Here is a 15,604-nt window from a genome sequence, read left to right as displayed (position 1 = left end):
GAGTAGGCAATCATATAGTTTATTCGAGTAAATGATGAATTGCTCTATATTATTTTCATAGGAGGTGATGCATTGTATAGAACCCATTTGAGATCTTTTCCTGGAATGAAGTAAGGTGAAGGCACAAACATAATGCAGATGCGATGGCGTACCAGAGCAGCCTCACGGATGAAGAGTGGAAAATAATTGAACCTTTACTGCCTGAAATCCTACCGCCGAAGAAGCAAACAAGACGTTCTAACTGGAGCAAGCGCGAAATCTTGGATGGCATCTTTTATCAACTGAAGAATGGTTGCAACTGGCAAGACTTACCCAAAGATTTGCCTCCCTATTCAACGGTCTATTGGCACTATCAGCAGTGGCGCTCTGCTGGGGCAATCGAAAAACTAATGAACATTCTACATGGGCAAGTGCAAGAACAGGTGAAAAAAAAGCCAAATGGACGAGGTTGATGGTTATCGATTCCCAAGCGGTAAAAAACACCTGTAACGCTAGTGTGGAAACGAAGGGCTTTTGCGCGAACATCGCAACCAACGGCATTAAGAGACATTTAGCTGTAGATACTTTGGGTTTCCCTTTCTTTAGCCACTGTACTAAAGCTAACGTGTCTGACGATCAGGGATTAATTGAAATGTTGTCAAACAACATCGATTACTTCAAATTTAAGCCTGTCAACATTCCCAAAATCACTATTCTTGTTGACAACGGATATCAACCCAAACAATTGGAGGAACAATTGAAGACAGTTTATCCTCAAATCATGAACAAGATTAGATTTAAGTTATCACCCAAACCGTCCCCAGAGCAAAAGCAACCGTCAGGAAAAACTGGCTTTGTCCCCGTCCAGACCAGATGGATAATAGAAAGGACTAATTCTTGGATGGAAAGATGTAAAAGTTTGGTCAAGAATTTTGAGCGAACTCTCGCTCATGCCACCACCAAGATTAATCTTTGTTTTGTTCGCTTAATGCTTCAAAGATTAGCGACTGGTTAAATAGATCCCAAATGGGTTCTATAGAACTGCAACATATGATACTAGACACATAATTTAACGTACTACAAAGTAGGACATTTTCTGAAATACCAATATACTCAGTTTTTCAATCGCGAAGCTCTAAGTTTATTCTTAATAATTCATACTAGTTAGTACTAGAGTGAACAAGTTTATATTAATGAACTTATTGTTTATAATTAACAAACAACCTTTATGATTTGTTTCGTGCCATTATATTTTCTTAACAAGTATACAATCTCAAATACTAACTTTTTATAACTTTTTATAACTGCTAATCCTTTCAAGGTATTGTTTAATTACCTATGTGAGATAAATTAACTTATATAGGTTGTTTTGATGAAGCTTAATTGATAAAGGTGAATGCGTGAGGAATAATGCAATATTGAAACATATAGATAGATGGTTTGATAAAATTTGGAGAAATGTTCCTTTAAAGGCTATGCACAACTTTTGTTAATGCAAATCTACTTTCCACGATGCTATAGTGCTAACCTTTTTCAAATAATTGCAGTTAATACACAGCAATTAATATTTATATTAACAATATATAGGTTTTATGAATCTTCTTCAAAAATCTGACCTAAGCAAGGTCAGTTAATTCAATAGTAACTATTTTATAGACTTTTTAGATTAGGAGAAAATTTATGGGTTATTTAAAAACAAACCCAATGAGTCCAGGTCATAACTCAGCCAGTGAGCTTGACCCTTCACTAAATGACTATACAATTCAATTTCCAGAAGATGTAGAAATATTAAACAGTATTAAGTTAGGACAACCTATAAATATTTACGTCGATATTTACGATACTGAAAATACTGATTTTAACGGTAATCCTGTCCCTGACAGTACTGATACGATAATACTTGAAATTGACGAGAATTCCAGCCTTGTTGGATATGGATTTAAACTTGAAACTTATACTTCTAAAGAGCAAAATTTTAATATAGATGGAAATAACTCACCTATCCCTGGAAAGGAACCTTTGAAAGTCGAGCTTGTTCCTAACAGTACTATTAAAACTGCTATTGTTGTTATAGAGGATCGCAACGGACCTACGCCTATTGCAGGTAATGATAGAAATAATACTTTGTATGGTAACGATAACAACAACTTGATCTACGCCAAAAAAGGCAACGATCTTGTATCTGCTAGAAAAGGCAATGATACCCTCTATGGCGGTGCTGGCAATGATACTCTCTACGGTGGTTTGGGGAGTGATGAACTATATGGCGGCTCTGGCAATGATAAGCTGTTTGGCGATGATGACAATGACTTACTATTTGGTTTAGACGGCAATGATTCATTGAATGGTAGCCGAGGCAACGACATGTTGGTAGGCGGTAGGGGAAATGACACTCTAATAGGTGGTGGAGGTTCCGATCTTCTTGTAGGAGGGAATGGTTTTGATACTCTGACTGGTGGTTCTGGTGTAGATGGATTTATATTTTACTCTAATAAGGAAGGTGTAGATAAAATTACAGATTTTAATTCTCAAGAGGATCTAATTATAATTGATCAATTAGGATTCTCTGATTCTAACAATGCTTCATTTCCTGTAATAAGTGATTTTTCATTTAATAATAATATTTTGTATTTTAAGGGTACTTCTATCGCTTCTTTACAACCAGGCTCTGGTTTTGACCTTAACTCAAACCTCAAAATTGTTGAAGTGTCAACATTTTATGATAAAGCCGCAGATTATGAGAGCCTGATTAATGATGTAATAAATACATAAATTTATCTAATTTGAGGCTTGTATTTACGAAAAAATACAATTGGTTATTCAATCTCTTTTAACTAATTTCAATAAGAGATTGAATATTTTTTAATTTTAAGTAAACAAATTACCTGCTCAGACTTTACTTCAAAATATGAAACTGCATCGTCAATCTTTTTGGTATAGTAGCAGCATATTCTTATTCTTTTTATCAATAACAACTCCACTTCAGGCTCAAATCATTGAGGATCGGACTTTAGCTAATCCTTCTACTGTTACAACGGAAGATAATAATAGTATTATCACTGGCGGTACTCAAGCAGGAACTAACTTGTTTCATAGCTTTAGTGAGTTTTCAGTTCCTACTAACGGCTCTGCTTCTTTTCGAGAAGTTGCTCCAGAAATTGAGAATGTGCTGACTCGCGTGACAGGAATCTCTGTCTCAAATATTGATGGTTTAATTGAAGTGCTGCAGCCTAATGGTGATGTAAGCGCTGCAAACTTCTTTCTACTTAATCCGAATGGAATTATTTTTGGTCCTAGTGCTGCACTGAATGTTGGTGGCTCTTTTGTTGCAAGTACTGCAAGCAGTCTTAAATTTGCTGACGGAACCTCTTTTGATACCATAAACCTTCCAACAACTGAGTCCTTACTGACAGTCAGTGTACCTGTAGGATTGCAATTTGGTACGCCAGCCGCAGGCATTCAAGTACAAGCGGGAAGCACGATCCTACAAGTTCCAGATGGAACAACCCTAGGGCTTGTTGGCGGTAAATTAGATATAGCAGGAGGAGGGGATAGAGCGTTAGTAGCACTAGGCGGTAGAATTGAGTTAGGAAGCGTTGCTGGAAAAGTGACACCAGAAACTGCACCTGTACAAGTTAGCCTCACTCCAGTTGATAAGGGTTGGGCTTTAGGATATGAAGGTATACAGGATTTTCAGGATATTCTACTTTCTCAACAAGCTATTTTAGACGTCAGTAGTGAAGGTAGTGGGGACATTCAAATCCAAGGTAGACAAGTTACTCTTGCTAACTACTCATATATTCTTGCAGGGACATCAGGAAGTCAAAACGGCGGAGACGTCTTTATTCGAGCTTCGCAGCTTAATATAACGGATGTCTCAGCAATTACGGCTTTTATTGAAGGCTCTGGACAAGGTGCCAATGTCAACATTGAGACTGGTCAATTACTTCTTCTGAATGGAGGACAAATTGCAGCTAGCACTTTCAAAGAAGGTCAAGGCGGAAACTTAAATGTAACTGCGACTGAATCTGTGACAGCGGTTGGTAGTGCGTCAGAAGGAGGATATCTTAGTGGCTTGTTGACTCAAGCACGGGAAGACGCAACAGGGACAGCAGGGAACTTGTCTTTAACAACAAACAAGCTAATTATCCAAGACGGTGCGCAGATAGCTTCTGGTACTTTTGGTGCAGGAAACACAGGGGATGTAACTATTCGAGCTTCAGAAATTAACATCGTTGGCGTTGCACTGACACCAAAGGGTGAACCAATCATAAATGAGGCGGGTTTACCTTTTCCAAGTGGCTTGTTCGCTAGCACTGCAAAAGACTCTAGTGGCGATGGCGGAAATTTAACAGTTACAACAGACCGCTTGAGTATTCGTGATGGCGCAGTTTTGCAAACCGCAACGCTTGGTAGCGGAGACGCCGGAAATTTAACCATACAAGAAGCACAATCTATCGAAGTCGCTGGCACTGTTAATGTTGAGGGTCAAGACCTAAAATCTGGCTTATTTGCAAATTCTGGGGGATTACCTGAAACTGGCTTACCAGCCATTTTTGATGCTACTGGTCGAGGAGGAAACTTAAGTATTCAAACCGATGAATTAATTGTTCGGGATGGCGCGATCCTGGCAGTGAGTAGTGTCAACAAAACAACAGCAGCTCAAGGTGCAGGAAATTTGCGCGTAGATGCTCAAACTATCCGTCTAGATAACGGAGAAATTGTCGCTAACACAGCTTCAGGTCAAGGTGGAGATATTAACCTAAACGTGCAAGATTTGTTTCTCCGCGATATTAGTGCGATTTCTACAACCGCAGGGATTGAAGGTACTGCGGGGGATGGTGGCGATATATCGATTAATAATGCACGATTCATCATCGCTGCGCCGAATGAAAATAATGACATCAAAGCTAATGCGTTTCTCGGTCAAGGAGGAAGAGTGACAATTGATGCACAAAATATCTTTGGCTTGACAGTACGCAGCTTGGAAGATTTGCAAACTTTGTTAGGAACCAACGATCCAGCAAATCTAGATCCTGTTCGACTCCCAAGTAGTGATATCACGGCAATTTCCCAAACTAACCCACAATTAAGTGGTGAAGTTGTCATTAATACCCCAGACGTCGATCCCAGTCGCGGTGCAGTGGTGTTACCACAAAATTTAGTCGATGTTTCAGGTCTAATTGCGCAAGGATGTGCGGCTGAGAATGTTGCCAACGCCAGTCAATTTGTCGTTACTGGACGCGGTGGTTTACCGCCAAACCCTGGAGAAGTCCTTAGTAGTAATGATGTCTGGCAAGATTGGCGTTCTTCTAGTGTTACTACAAATGTTACAGAGGAGGCGATCGCACTCACACCCCGCACCACCTCAACTCCTCTGGTAGAAGCGACAAACTGGGCAACGAACAATCAAGGCGAAGTTATACTAATCGCAGCCACACCTACAACTACTCTAAATCCTGGACAAAACGTTATATCTTGCCAATAATACTATTGCTAAGTATTAACACCATCTAAATAAACATTAGTTCCACGAAAGGTTGAAACCATAGCTAAAGAGACTCATTAGTCCACGGAGGTGGACTTCGTTTATTTAGTGGTGACTTTAGTCGCCAAGCTATCTGCATAAACCAACCGAAGCAACCTTATTTACTTAATACAACCTCCAACACAGGAATTGTTTCAGTTTGTAAGGTGGTGCAGTGATGGCAATTAACTGGAAAAAAATGTTACTCAAAACAACGCTCTGGCTAGGTACTGAAATTATCCTCAATCTTGTAGGACTCGATAACTTAGCTGACTACAGCGAATTTATTTCTGGTCAAGAGTTCATGACACTTACTAATTCAGTTTCAATTTGCCAATGCATGGTTTATTAACCAACACAAATTAACTTACAAAAATATATCTTTTTTGACTTTTTGATATAGTTTATCGCTTGCAAACATTACAGAATTCTTAAGGAAAATTTTCAGTAAATCCTGGGAATTCAACGATATATAAAAGATACACCTTAATTAATTTACTTCAAATCAATATCACAACTCTTTATTCATCAATTGCCTTTAGGTGATCAACCATGTCTCCAGTTAGTGTGGGTACGAGTCGCTCAACACACCTAGAAAGCGGCAAAGCAAAGCTCTGGGTTCTCTTAGTCGGTATCAACAAATACAGCGATTCTGATATACCCATGCTGCGTTATTCAGCCGTAGATTGTCAAGGTCTAGCTGAGGCGCTAACAGTTGCTACGCAACGATTTCCTCATAAAGAAATCATTGTTCATCACGATTTTGCGGCTTTAACTCCAGAATTATCTGCCGTACAAAGTAGTTTGAAATATATTATTTCTACTGCCCGCGCTCAAGATACAGTGCTATTTTACTTTTCTGGGCATGGTTTTTTAGAACCAGATCAGCAGGCAGTTTTATGTTTAGCAGATACCCAAAAAGATGATTTACTCAACACAGGTTGGGCAATGTCAGAACTGTTGCGAATGCTAGGAGAATGTGCAGCAACACAACAACTTGTATGGCTCGATGCGTGTCACAGTGGGGGGATGACATTAATCGGAGCAAGAGGAGACAGTACTACTGCATTGCAAAATCCGACTTCCCAACTTGTCGAATTATTACGACAACGCGCAACACAAAGTAAAGGATTTTATGCGTTACTTTCGTGCGATCAAGGACAACAATCCTGGGAATTTCCTGAATTGGGACATGGAGTATTTACTTATTTTCTCATTCGGGGGTTACGTGGAGAAGCTGCCGATGCTCAAGGCGTGATTGAAGTTGATGGGTTGTATAAATACGTCTATCACCGCACTTTGCAGTATGTCGATAAAACCAACCAACAACTACGGTTAATCAATCAGCAAAAGCGCAGCCGAGGCGAAGTTAATCTTCATTCAGAATATCCGATCCAAACACCAAAGCGGATTGTTGAAGGAATAGGAGAACTCGTTTTAGGACTAAGTTCAGCAAGTATTGGTGCAACGCATCCTAGACAAGCATTAGTGATTAACGGATTAGCAAGCTATCAAGCCACTGTAGAACTAAGTAAAGTATTGCGCCAAGCCGGAAAATTTGAGCTAGAGTATTTGCCACGACCAGGAAAAGAATTGTCACAGGTACGCGAGGCGATTCAAGCGTATTTGCGATCGCCCAATCTCGTACAATCTTCATCCCCCAACATTACCACCGCATTTTTATACTTACGCGGTCGCATTGAGGAAACCACCGAAGGCGATTCCTGGTTTGTATTAGCTGATGGCGTGCGACTTGCGCGTTCTTGGTTACGTCAAGAACTACGGCGATCAAATATTGCTCAACAAATCATTGTGTTAGATTGTCCAGGAGCCAATTCACTCGAAGATTGGGTAGAAGATTTACAACTAGGTCCCCAACACGGACAATGTTTAATCGCAGCGGCTTCTCCTCTCGATGTACCGGAACAATTTACTCAAGCACTTCTACAAACTCTAACTACCGCTGATCCTCAAACGGGATTACCCGTTGCTGCTTGGATTGCTCAACTTCAAGTAGAACTTGCAGGAACAGGCGTTCCACTTCATGTCTGGCTATCAGGCGTACAAGGTGTCATCGAAGTTTTACCCAACAGAGTCATTGTTTCCCGTGGTGGAGACAGCGAAGACTTTGATTTAGGACTTTGTCCGTACATGGGATTAAAAGCTTTTAACGAAGCCGACGCCCCATATTTTTACGGACGCGAAGCACTTACGCAAAAACTGATTAATGAACTAAGTCAACGTGCTTTCTTAGCTGTCGTCGGGGCTTCTGGTAGTGGTAAATCTTCGGTTGTGCAAGCTGGTTTAATGGCACAGTTGCGACAAGGTAAACAATTACCAGGAAGCGAATCTTGGTGGATAGGAAGTCTTCGCCCTGGGGCAAAACCAATGACAGCATTAGTACAGCGCCTTGTAGATGTAGGAACAGAAAAAGAAAAAGCTTACCAAGCACTGCAACTTGAGGGATTATTGCACTTGGGAGTCGAAGGCTTTGTGCGCTGGTTACGAACTCGTCCAGAACCAATGGTCGTTCTTGTGGTAGACCAATTTGAAGAACTATTTACACTTACTGCAAGTAGCGATCGCCAACAATTTTTAGATCTTCTCATCGGTGCTGTCAATTATGCTGCAGATCGATTCAAACTTGTCATTACGCTACGCGCTGATTTTATAAGTTCGTGTTTAGAAGTACCTTTACTTGCATCCGTGTTGCAACAATCTAGCGCGTTAGTTCCACCGTGCTTAACTTGCGATGATTATCGTCAGGTGATCGTACAGCCAGCCCAGCAAGTAGGATTGCACGTCGAACCCGAATTAGTCGAAGTTCTGCTGCAAGATTTACCACACTCCGCAGGAGATTTACCGCTACTCGAATTTGTTTTAGAGCAATTGTGGTTACATCGCCAGAGTGGAGTATTAACACTACAGTCTTATCAACAGCAGATTGGCGGACTCAAAGGCGTTTTAGAAAAAAAAGCCCAAGCTGTTTACGACAGCCTCGAACCCGAAGCCCAAGCTTGCGCCCAATGGATTTTTCTCACGTTGACGCAATTAGGAGACGGTACCGAAGATACTCGACGGCGCGTCAGCAAGTCAGAAATGACCGTAGCGAAATATCCCGCACCCCTTGTAGAAAGAACGCTGCAAGCATTAACTACAGCTAAACTAATCGTTGTTAACTGCGATGAATATCCTGTAGGGCAAAGTCGAGGTACATCATCGCCTGAAGTGTCCTTAGCAACACTCAAGCAAGAAGTTACTATCGAAATCGCACACGAAGTCCTAATTCGCCATTGGTCAACTTTACGCTGGTGGCTGCAAGAAAACCGCACTCGGTTACAAGTTCAACGACAAATCGAACAAGCAGCATCATTATGGAAGCAAAATCAACAGCATTCTGATTTTCTCTTGCATGGCGTGCGACTCGCAGAAGCTGAAGAAATCTACGTCAAGTACGCCGATGAATTATCACCAGAAACGCAACAGTTTATCACTGCGTGTTTAGAAGCCAGACAACAACAACACCTCCAAACCAAACGCCGACTGAAACAAGCCCAACTTACCGCAGGAGTCATGAGCATTCTTGGATTTACAGCTTGCGGTTTAGCAGGAATTGCGTATTTACAACGTCAAAACATCCAAATTGAGAGTTTAAACTCTTTGTCTACTGCTCTATTGAGTGCTAACCAGCAATTAGAAGCTTTAACCGTCAGCGTGAAGGCAGCGCAGCAAGTACAGCAAACGTTGGCAGTACCGTACGAACTACAAATTAAAACTGCTAGTACATTACAGCAGGTACTATCCGCAATGCAAGAACGCAACCGCTTTGTCGGACACGCTTACAGTGTGAATGCGATCGCTGTTAGCCCCGATGGTAAGATTATTGCCTCAGCAAGCGATGATTCAACCATTAAATTATGGAATCAAGATGGAACATTAGTGCAATCGCTTAGCGCACATACCAATCCAATCAATAATAGTATTAGTTTTAGTCCTGATGGTCAAATATTAGCTTCTGCCAGTGACGACGCGACTATCAAGCTTTGGAATATAGATGGAACTTTACTTAAAACACTGCAAAGCCATAGTACAAGAGTAACTAGTGTTAGTTTCAGTCCTGATGGTAAGATTATTGCTTCAGCAAGCGACGATCAAACGATTAAACTTTGGAATTACGATGGAACTCTAGTGCGATCGCTTCCTACACACACTAGCCCAATAAACAGCATTAGCTTCAGTCCCGATAGCAAAACCTTAGCTTCAGCGAGTGACGATGGTATCAAACTTTGGAACATAGATGGAACTTTAATCAAAACGCTACAAGGACATAACAGCGGAGTTACCAGCGTCAGTTTTAGCCCAGCAGGAATGCTTGCTACCGCCAGCCGTGACAATACAATTAAACTTTGGAGTCGTGAAGGCAATTTACTCAAAACTCTCAAAGGACACAGCGCCCCAGTCAATCACGTCAGCTTTAGCCCTGATGGTAAGCTATTAGCGTCTGCAAGCGACGATTTCACCGTGAAGTTGTGGAACCACGCTGGAGAACTGGAAACTTTCAAAGGACACAGCGCCCCAGTCAATTACGTCAGTTTCAGCCCCAATGGGATGCTAGTTTCCGCAGGAGTAGACAACACGCTACGACTCTGGAATATAGAACAAAAATCCGCCGTTGCCCAAGAATGTCCTCAAACAATTAGTGTCAGCTTCAGTACAAATGTGCAAGATATCGCTTTGGTTTGCCGTGACAACACCGTGACATTTTGGAACCTCAATGGCAATACTGCAAAAACTCTCAAAGAAGATAACGATGTTTTTCATCAAGTTAGTTTTAGTCCTGATGGCAGTATAGCTGCTGCTGAAAACTCCATTGAACTGAAAGCTAAAAGTATCGATGCGCATCACACTATTAAACTTTGGAATCGTGATGGTTTAGTACTGAAGTCCTTTGAGGGACATAATAATTGGCTGAATAGTGTCAGCTTTAGCCCCGATGGTAACTTACTTGCTTCGGCAAGTGATGACAAAACGGTGAAATTATGGAGTCGTGATGGTCAACTCATCAGATTGCTACCAGGACATCAAGATGCTGTCAATAATGTCACATTCAGCCCTGACAGCAAAATTGTTGCTTCTGCCAGTAAAGATGCTACGGTGAAACTCTGGAGTGTTGACGGTAAATTAATCAGAACACTGCAAGGACATAACGATGCTATCAGTGACGTTAGTTTCAGCCCTCATGGACTTCTCGCCTCTGCAAGTGTGGATAATACAGTCAAACTGTGGAGTGTTGACGGTAAATTAATCAGTACGCTGCAAGGACATAGTGGCTGGATTAATGATGTCAGTTTTAGCCCCGATGGTAAGCTTGTTGCTTCTGCGAGTGACGACTCAACAATTAAACTGTGGAACATTCACGGTCAACTTTTAGGATCTTTTCGAGGGAAAGCACCAAGTTTGGGTGTAAGATTTACTACCGATGGTAAAAATTTAATTGGTGTTGGTAGTGATAACGTTGTTCATCAGTGGACTCTTGATTTAAATAATCTAGTAGAGCAAAGCTGCAATTGGTTAAGTGATTATTTAACAACAAATTCCAACATAAGTGCGAGCGATCGCCACCTTTGCAAAACCACAAATTAACTATGTTATGTTTCGCCTTCGTAAAATCTTACTAACTACGTGCCTGCTTTTAGGAGTTGCAACTGCATTAGGTGAAATCCCAATAACCTATGCACAATCGCCACAAGTTGCAACAATGACTGCGGATGAATACTACCGTCAAGGAGTCTTCAAAGATCAACTCGAAGGCGACAAACAAGGCGCAATTGAATATTATACGCAAGCCATTAAGCTAAACCCAAATCACGCCGATGCTTACAACGATCGCGGTTTAGCCCGCTTAGCATTAGGCGATCGTCAAGGTGCGATCGCCGATTACACCCAAGCCATCAAAATCAATCCCCGTCACGCAGAAATCTACAACAATCGCGGTATTGCAAAATTTGCTGCGGAAGATCCTCAAGGTGCGATCGCTGACTATACCCAAGCTATTAAAATCAATCCTTTACTTGAAGATCCCTATCTCAACCTAGCGCAGCTTTATCGCCAACGTGGCTTAAGCCTTGAAAGTAGTGGAGATTCAAGGGGCGCAATGACAGAGTATACTCAAGCAATTCAAGTTCTCAATCAAATGCCGTCCTCCGAGCGTTCTCGACTGCGAGGCAATCGCCAGGGTTCAGTATACAATCTTGCCATGACTCACTATCATCGCGGTCTGACTCGCTACAACAACGGAGATAAACTAGGCGCAATCAACGATTTGCAAAAAGCTGCGGAATTGTTTCACCGCCAAGAAGACACAAGCAACTACCAATTAGCTGTAAGTAAAATTAGAGAAATACAGCGCTAGCGAAGCCATCAAATTGGGCATATACCAATTCTTGCCTTTATCTAGAGAATCAACTCTTATTACGAGCATGGAGGGATTCGAACCCCCGACCCTTAGAACCGGAATCTAATGCTCTATCCACTGAGCTACATGCCCTTGTCTCTATAAAAGCATAGCATTTCTCGCGGCTTGAGGTGCGATCAAATTAATTGTGTTGGGAAGCGATCGCAATTTTCCCTAACTTAGTATAAAAAATATCGCAATATTATCTAAATATGCATTATTACTTAGTAATTGGGTATAATTTAAGTGTGCGTAACAAGCTTACCTAGTCTTAGTTACGTACATCTTGTCATTATTTGTAAGTGTTTAAATATACTGTTTAAGTTATAACAGGATGTTGATACAAAACATCAATCTGTCCACACTACCATCAGTTTATTTGGCAGACAAAGACAGCTTACCTACTTGTGCAGCTATCTACTTTGTATCTGATAGCAAAGGACAAATTCTTTATATTGGTAGAACTGTTAACTTATTCAAGCGGTGGCGAGAACATCACAGGTTTAAACAGCTAAAAAGATTTAATCGGAAAGACTGTGTAAGCATTAGCTGGCTAACTTGCAGTAATAATCTAAGTATTCTCTCAAGCCTCGAAAACGAATTCATTCAGCGATACAAGCCGCCACTAAACTGGACAAAAGTCGTAGTACCAGTTAGAAAACTAACTCCTGTTGAGACAGCACTGCAACAAAGCCTTCAGCAGATAGCCAAGTTGAACGCAATGATACTTGGCTTTAACCCTATTTCTGGCGAAGACCCTCCGACTGTACATTTGGTATATCCTGTCTACGGTAGGCGTGGTGTATCAGGGAGTATTCGGAGTATCTTATGTACGAGCAATAAAAAGGTTAGTGCGTTGAAGTGGAAAGAGTATCACACCGAACCTAAATCTTTTGGAAAATTTGGGTACTGGCAAACAAAATATAACGGTATCCAAATTGACTTATCCCCTTTTCCAAGTTTAGTTGACTTCATGCACAATGCAACGCATAAATCTGTTGCGGGTATTGAGTTTATGGCTTTTAGTCATTCACAACTAGAGCAGCTTCTAGAAGACGTACCAGCACTTAAGGAAGACATTCCCAGTCTAGAAGCCTTGGAACACGATCCGATTCCTATTGAGCGGGTTGATAACTCTCAGCTTAACAAGCGGAAGAATAAGGATGTAATTAAAGTTGAACCATGGGAAGAATTAGAACCAATGGCTGAAGGTGAAGCTAGAGAAATGACTCGTCAGTTTTTAGATGTAGATGGCGTGGAAGTCGAGGTGTGTACTAACGGTAATGGAAAGCATTTTGTTAGACACAATGTTTACTGGTGGATCGTATATCAAGAGAAAAATCCTGATCCTGAGCGATACAATATAATACAAAGCTTGCAAAGTAGTGTAAACAAACTACCTACTATTAGATGGTCAGGTTATCGATTTAGACTTGAAACTATCATTTTCAGCGAGGATGATGTAGAAGTTGAAAGTATCTTACTACCACTAGCTATGTTTGAAGACTTGATTAAAGATAAATCAAGGTTGAGTGGTAGTCTTGCTGCTGAAATTCAAAGTGGTGAGTACAAATCGAAGCAATACAACTCGGCAAGTATAAATCTGTGTGGATGGTTGCAGCAAAATACATTAATTTCACTCTTACAAAGCAGTAATAGATAAAGAAAAGTATTGATGTAAATGCAATGTTTTAATAGCAAATTAAATATAGTTAACTAAAACGCGATCGCATTTTAAAGAAACTCAATGCGGTTGTAGATTGCTTCAGGTTCTAACAACTCCCAAATTAATACTAATCCTTTAATTATTTCTCCGATAGATTTACTTCCTTGCGAACAGAAAACAATACCAGCATGATGAGTGCCAGTTTGATGTATTCTCAGAAAATCAGTGTCTTGAGTAAAAATTACCCTTTTTTGGGACAAAGCAAATTCTAGCTGAGTGTCATCCGAAACACCGATTAAAGCTGCTTCTAATGTTGTAGTTAAGTCTATACCTCTTCTACGTAAACCCTCTGCAACAGCATTACTAACATTTTCATCTAAATGAAACTTAATTTTCTCTACCATGCATATCTTTGAGCTTTTGTTGCACTAGAGAGGGATGTTTAGCTTGCAACTCTCTAGCAAAAGCTTCGTCTTCTTGAATCTGTTGTCTGATTTTTTCAAGATGATCGTGATAGTAGGCTAAAGCCGCATAAACGTCTGATAAAGTAATACTGGGATATTGAAACACAATTTCATCAGGAGACATTCCCATTCGTTCATGCCAAATAGCAATATCTTGTACTTTGATTCGATGTCCTGTGATTCGAGGCTTACCACCACAAATACCAGGAGTGATTTCAATATGCTCTTTAATTACTGATAACTGAGACATTTTGATTAAATTAAGGCATACAACCTTATCTTAATCGATTAACTTTGTAAATTTGTTTCTTGTTGGAATCGCCCCTAACTAAACAAAAGATATTTCTAATATGATCGCCCTTCTCAAATTAGAACGATGAATGCGATCGCAAGCTTTATTCAAAGGTAAGCAAAAATAGCAATAATTTTTTAGAAGAGAAGCCAATCGAGTTGATCTATCCACTCTTCTGCTTCAGTTGTCTCCCAAATTAAAAGTAGATCCTGTGCTAATTGACCTATTACAACACATCGGGGTCGAGGGTTCCTAGACTTGGCGTGCTAGGATCGCCTACACGCAGTATATCAATTGCTGGATTGAGACGAAATGCGGTGTCCCTTCAAGCGGATGTCATCTGAAGATAAAACCTCAAAATAATCTTCTAATTTTGTTGTTGAAAACATATTAGTAATTTAGTAACGAGCTACTAGTAAGCATTGTGTTCTATCAAACACTCTTTCTCAGATTTCACTCAGCGTAGCAACAGAGGCGATCGCACCAAACACTACAAGAATCATTCCTGAAATTCTGTTAATCCAGACAAAACCGCGTTGAGAAAAGCGCGATCTCAAAACATCAATCCCAAAACTGAGAAACAACCACCATAAAGCTGAACCAACAAACACACCTATCACTAAGATTATTGCATCAAAATAACTTCCTTCTATCACTCCCAACCCCGCAAAAATTGCCACGAACGAAAGAATTGTTACAGGATTAGTTAATGTCAGAAACAATGTAGAAGCATAATTACCGAATAAACTATTACTTTTAACCGAAGTAGAAACTTCTGCTGGTTTACTCAAGAATGTTTTAATACCGAGATAACAGAGAAAGATTCCGCCAATTACGCGAAACCATAGCTGTTGATTAACTAAAAAATTAGAAATCAGAGTTAATCCAAAACCAGCAATGCAACCATAAAAAGCATCAGCTGTCGCCGCACCCAAACCCGAAACTAAACCCGCAGTACGCCCGTACGTGAGAGTACGTCGGATGCATAATACCCCAATTGGTCCTACTGGTGCTGCAATTGAAAAGCCGAGAATAATACCTTGCAGCAAAAAGCTGATATTCATAAATTTGATTATGCAGAACTCTTCGCTGGTAAAGGCATTGCTGCGGTTTCTTTGAGTTGGCTCTTTGCAAAAAAGCTTAGCGAATGAATTCGCTGCTACACAAACAAAGTCCACCTCCGTGGACTGACCGCTAATGTTCTTGTTGGTAGTGTACGAAG

11 protein-coding genes and 1 tRNA gene are annotated in these 15,604 nt (G+C 40.6%); 8 read left to right on the top strand and 4 right to left on the bottom strand.

Features of this window, described 5'->3' with window-relative positions; translation table 11 throughout:
* Positions 1 to 143: 143 nt before the first annotated feature.
* From IQ230_RS03500 to IQ230_RS03470, 7 genes are all read left to right on the top strand, one after another.
* Entirely contained in the window at positions 144 to 452 is a 309-nt protein-coding gene (locus IQ230_RS03500; RefSeq protein WP_193930690.1) for a transposase, read from the top strand.
* Positions 452 to 994 (top strand): transposase, encoded by a 543-nt coding sequence (locus tag IQ230_RS03495; protein WP_228054543.1) that lies wholly within the window; start codon positions 452 to 454, stop codon positions 992 to 994. The genes IQ230_RS03500 and IQ230_RS03495 overlap by 1 nt, the downstream gene beginning before the upstream one ends.
* Before the next feature lie 665 nt (positions 995 to 1,659).
* Positions 1,660 to 2,751 carry a calcium-binding protein gene (locus IQ230_RS03490; RefSeq protein WP_228054542.1) on the top strand — a complete coding sequence of 364 codons (1,092 nt, stop codon included), beginning with the start codon at positions 1,660 to 1,662 and terminating at the stop codon, positions 2,749 to 2,751.
* Between the two features lie 136 nt (positions 2,752 to 2,887).
* Positions 2,888 to 5,467 (top strand): two-partner secretion domain-containing protein, encoded by a 2,580-nt coding sequence (locus tag IQ230_RS03485; RefSeq protein ID WP_193930688.1) that lies wholly within the window; start codon positions 2,888 to 2,890, stop codon positions 5,465 to 5,467.
* A gap of 217 nt (positions 5,468 to 5,684) precedes the next feature.
* The gene (locus tag IQ230_RS03480) at positions 5,685 to 5,858 is read left to right on the top strand and encodes a hypothetical protein (RefSeq protein ID WP_193930687.1); all 174 of its coding nucleotides are present in this window, start codon (positions 5,685 to 5,687) and stop codon (positions 5,856 to 5,858) included.
* A gap of 200 nt (positions 5,859 to 6,058) precedes the next feature.
* Complete coding sequence (locus IQ230_RS03475) at positions 6,059 to 11,149, top strand: nSTAND1 domain-containing NTPase (protein WP_193930686.1); 5,091 nt, start codon at positions 6,059 to 6,061, stop codon at positions 11,147 to 11,149.
* Between the two features lie 7 nt (positions 11,150 to 11,156).
* Positions 11,157 to 11,918: a tetratricopeptide repeat protein gene (locus IQ230_RS03470; protein WP_193930685.1), complete on the top strand. Its 762-nt coding sequence runs from the start codon at positions 11,157 to 11,159 to the stop codon at positions 11,916 to 11,918.
* A gap of 62 nt (positions 11,919 to 11,980) precedes the next feature.
* Here IQ230_RS03470 and IQ230_RS03465 read toward each other — a convergent pair.
* Positions 11,981 to 12,053 (bottom strand) — tRNA-Arg (locus IQ230_RS03465).
* Positions 12,054 to 12,294: 241 nt separating this feature from the next.
* Between IQ230_RS03465 and IQ230_RS03460 the strand changes: the two genes are divergently transcribed.
* Entirely contained in the window at positions 12,295 to 13,623 is a 1,329-nt protein-coding gene (locus IQ230_RS03460; protein ID WP_193930684.1) for a GIY-YIG nuclease family protein, read from the top strand.
* A gap of 71 nt (positions 13,624 to 13,694) precedes the next feature.
* Here IQ230_RS03460 and IQ230_RS03455 read toward each other — a convergent pair whose 3' ends face one another.
* The 3 genes from IQ230_RS03455 to IQ230_RS03445 all read right to left on the bottom strand — a co-directional run bounded on the left by IQ230_RS03455 (position 13,695) and on the right by IQ230_RS03445 (position 15,446).
* Complete coding sequence (locus tag IQ230_RS03455) at positions 13,695 to 14,030, bottom strand: DUF5615 family PIN-like protein (RefSeq protein WP_193930683.1); 336 nt, start codon at positions 14,028 to 14,030, stop codon at positions 13,695 to 13,697.
* Positions 14,014 to 14,340: a DUF433 domain-containing protein gene (locus IQ230_RS03450; protein ID WP_193930682.1), complete on the bottom strand. Its 327-nt coding sequence runs from the start codon at positions 14,338 to 14,340 to the stop codon at positions 14,014 to 14,016. Before IQ230_RS03450 ends, IQ230_RS03455 begins: the two co-directional genes overlap by 17 nt.
* A gap of 488 nt (positions 14,341 to 14,828) precedes the next feature.
* Entirely contained in the window at positions 14,829 to 15,446 is a 618-nt protein-coding gene (locus IQ230_RS03445) for a LysE family translocator (RefSeq protein WP_193930681.1), read from the bottom strand.
* Between the last annotated feature and the right edge of the window lie 158 nt (positions 15,447 to 15,604).

It is taken from the genome of Gloeocapsopsis crepidinum LEGE 06123 (assembly GCF_015207655.1).
GTDB lineage: Bacteria > Cyanobacteriota > Cyanobacteriia > Cyanobacteriales > Chroococcidiopsidaceae > Gloeocapsopsis > Gloeocapsopsis crepidinum.
Note: the sequence above shows the minus strand (reverse complement) of the source record. Positions and strands in the feature narration are given on the sequence as shown.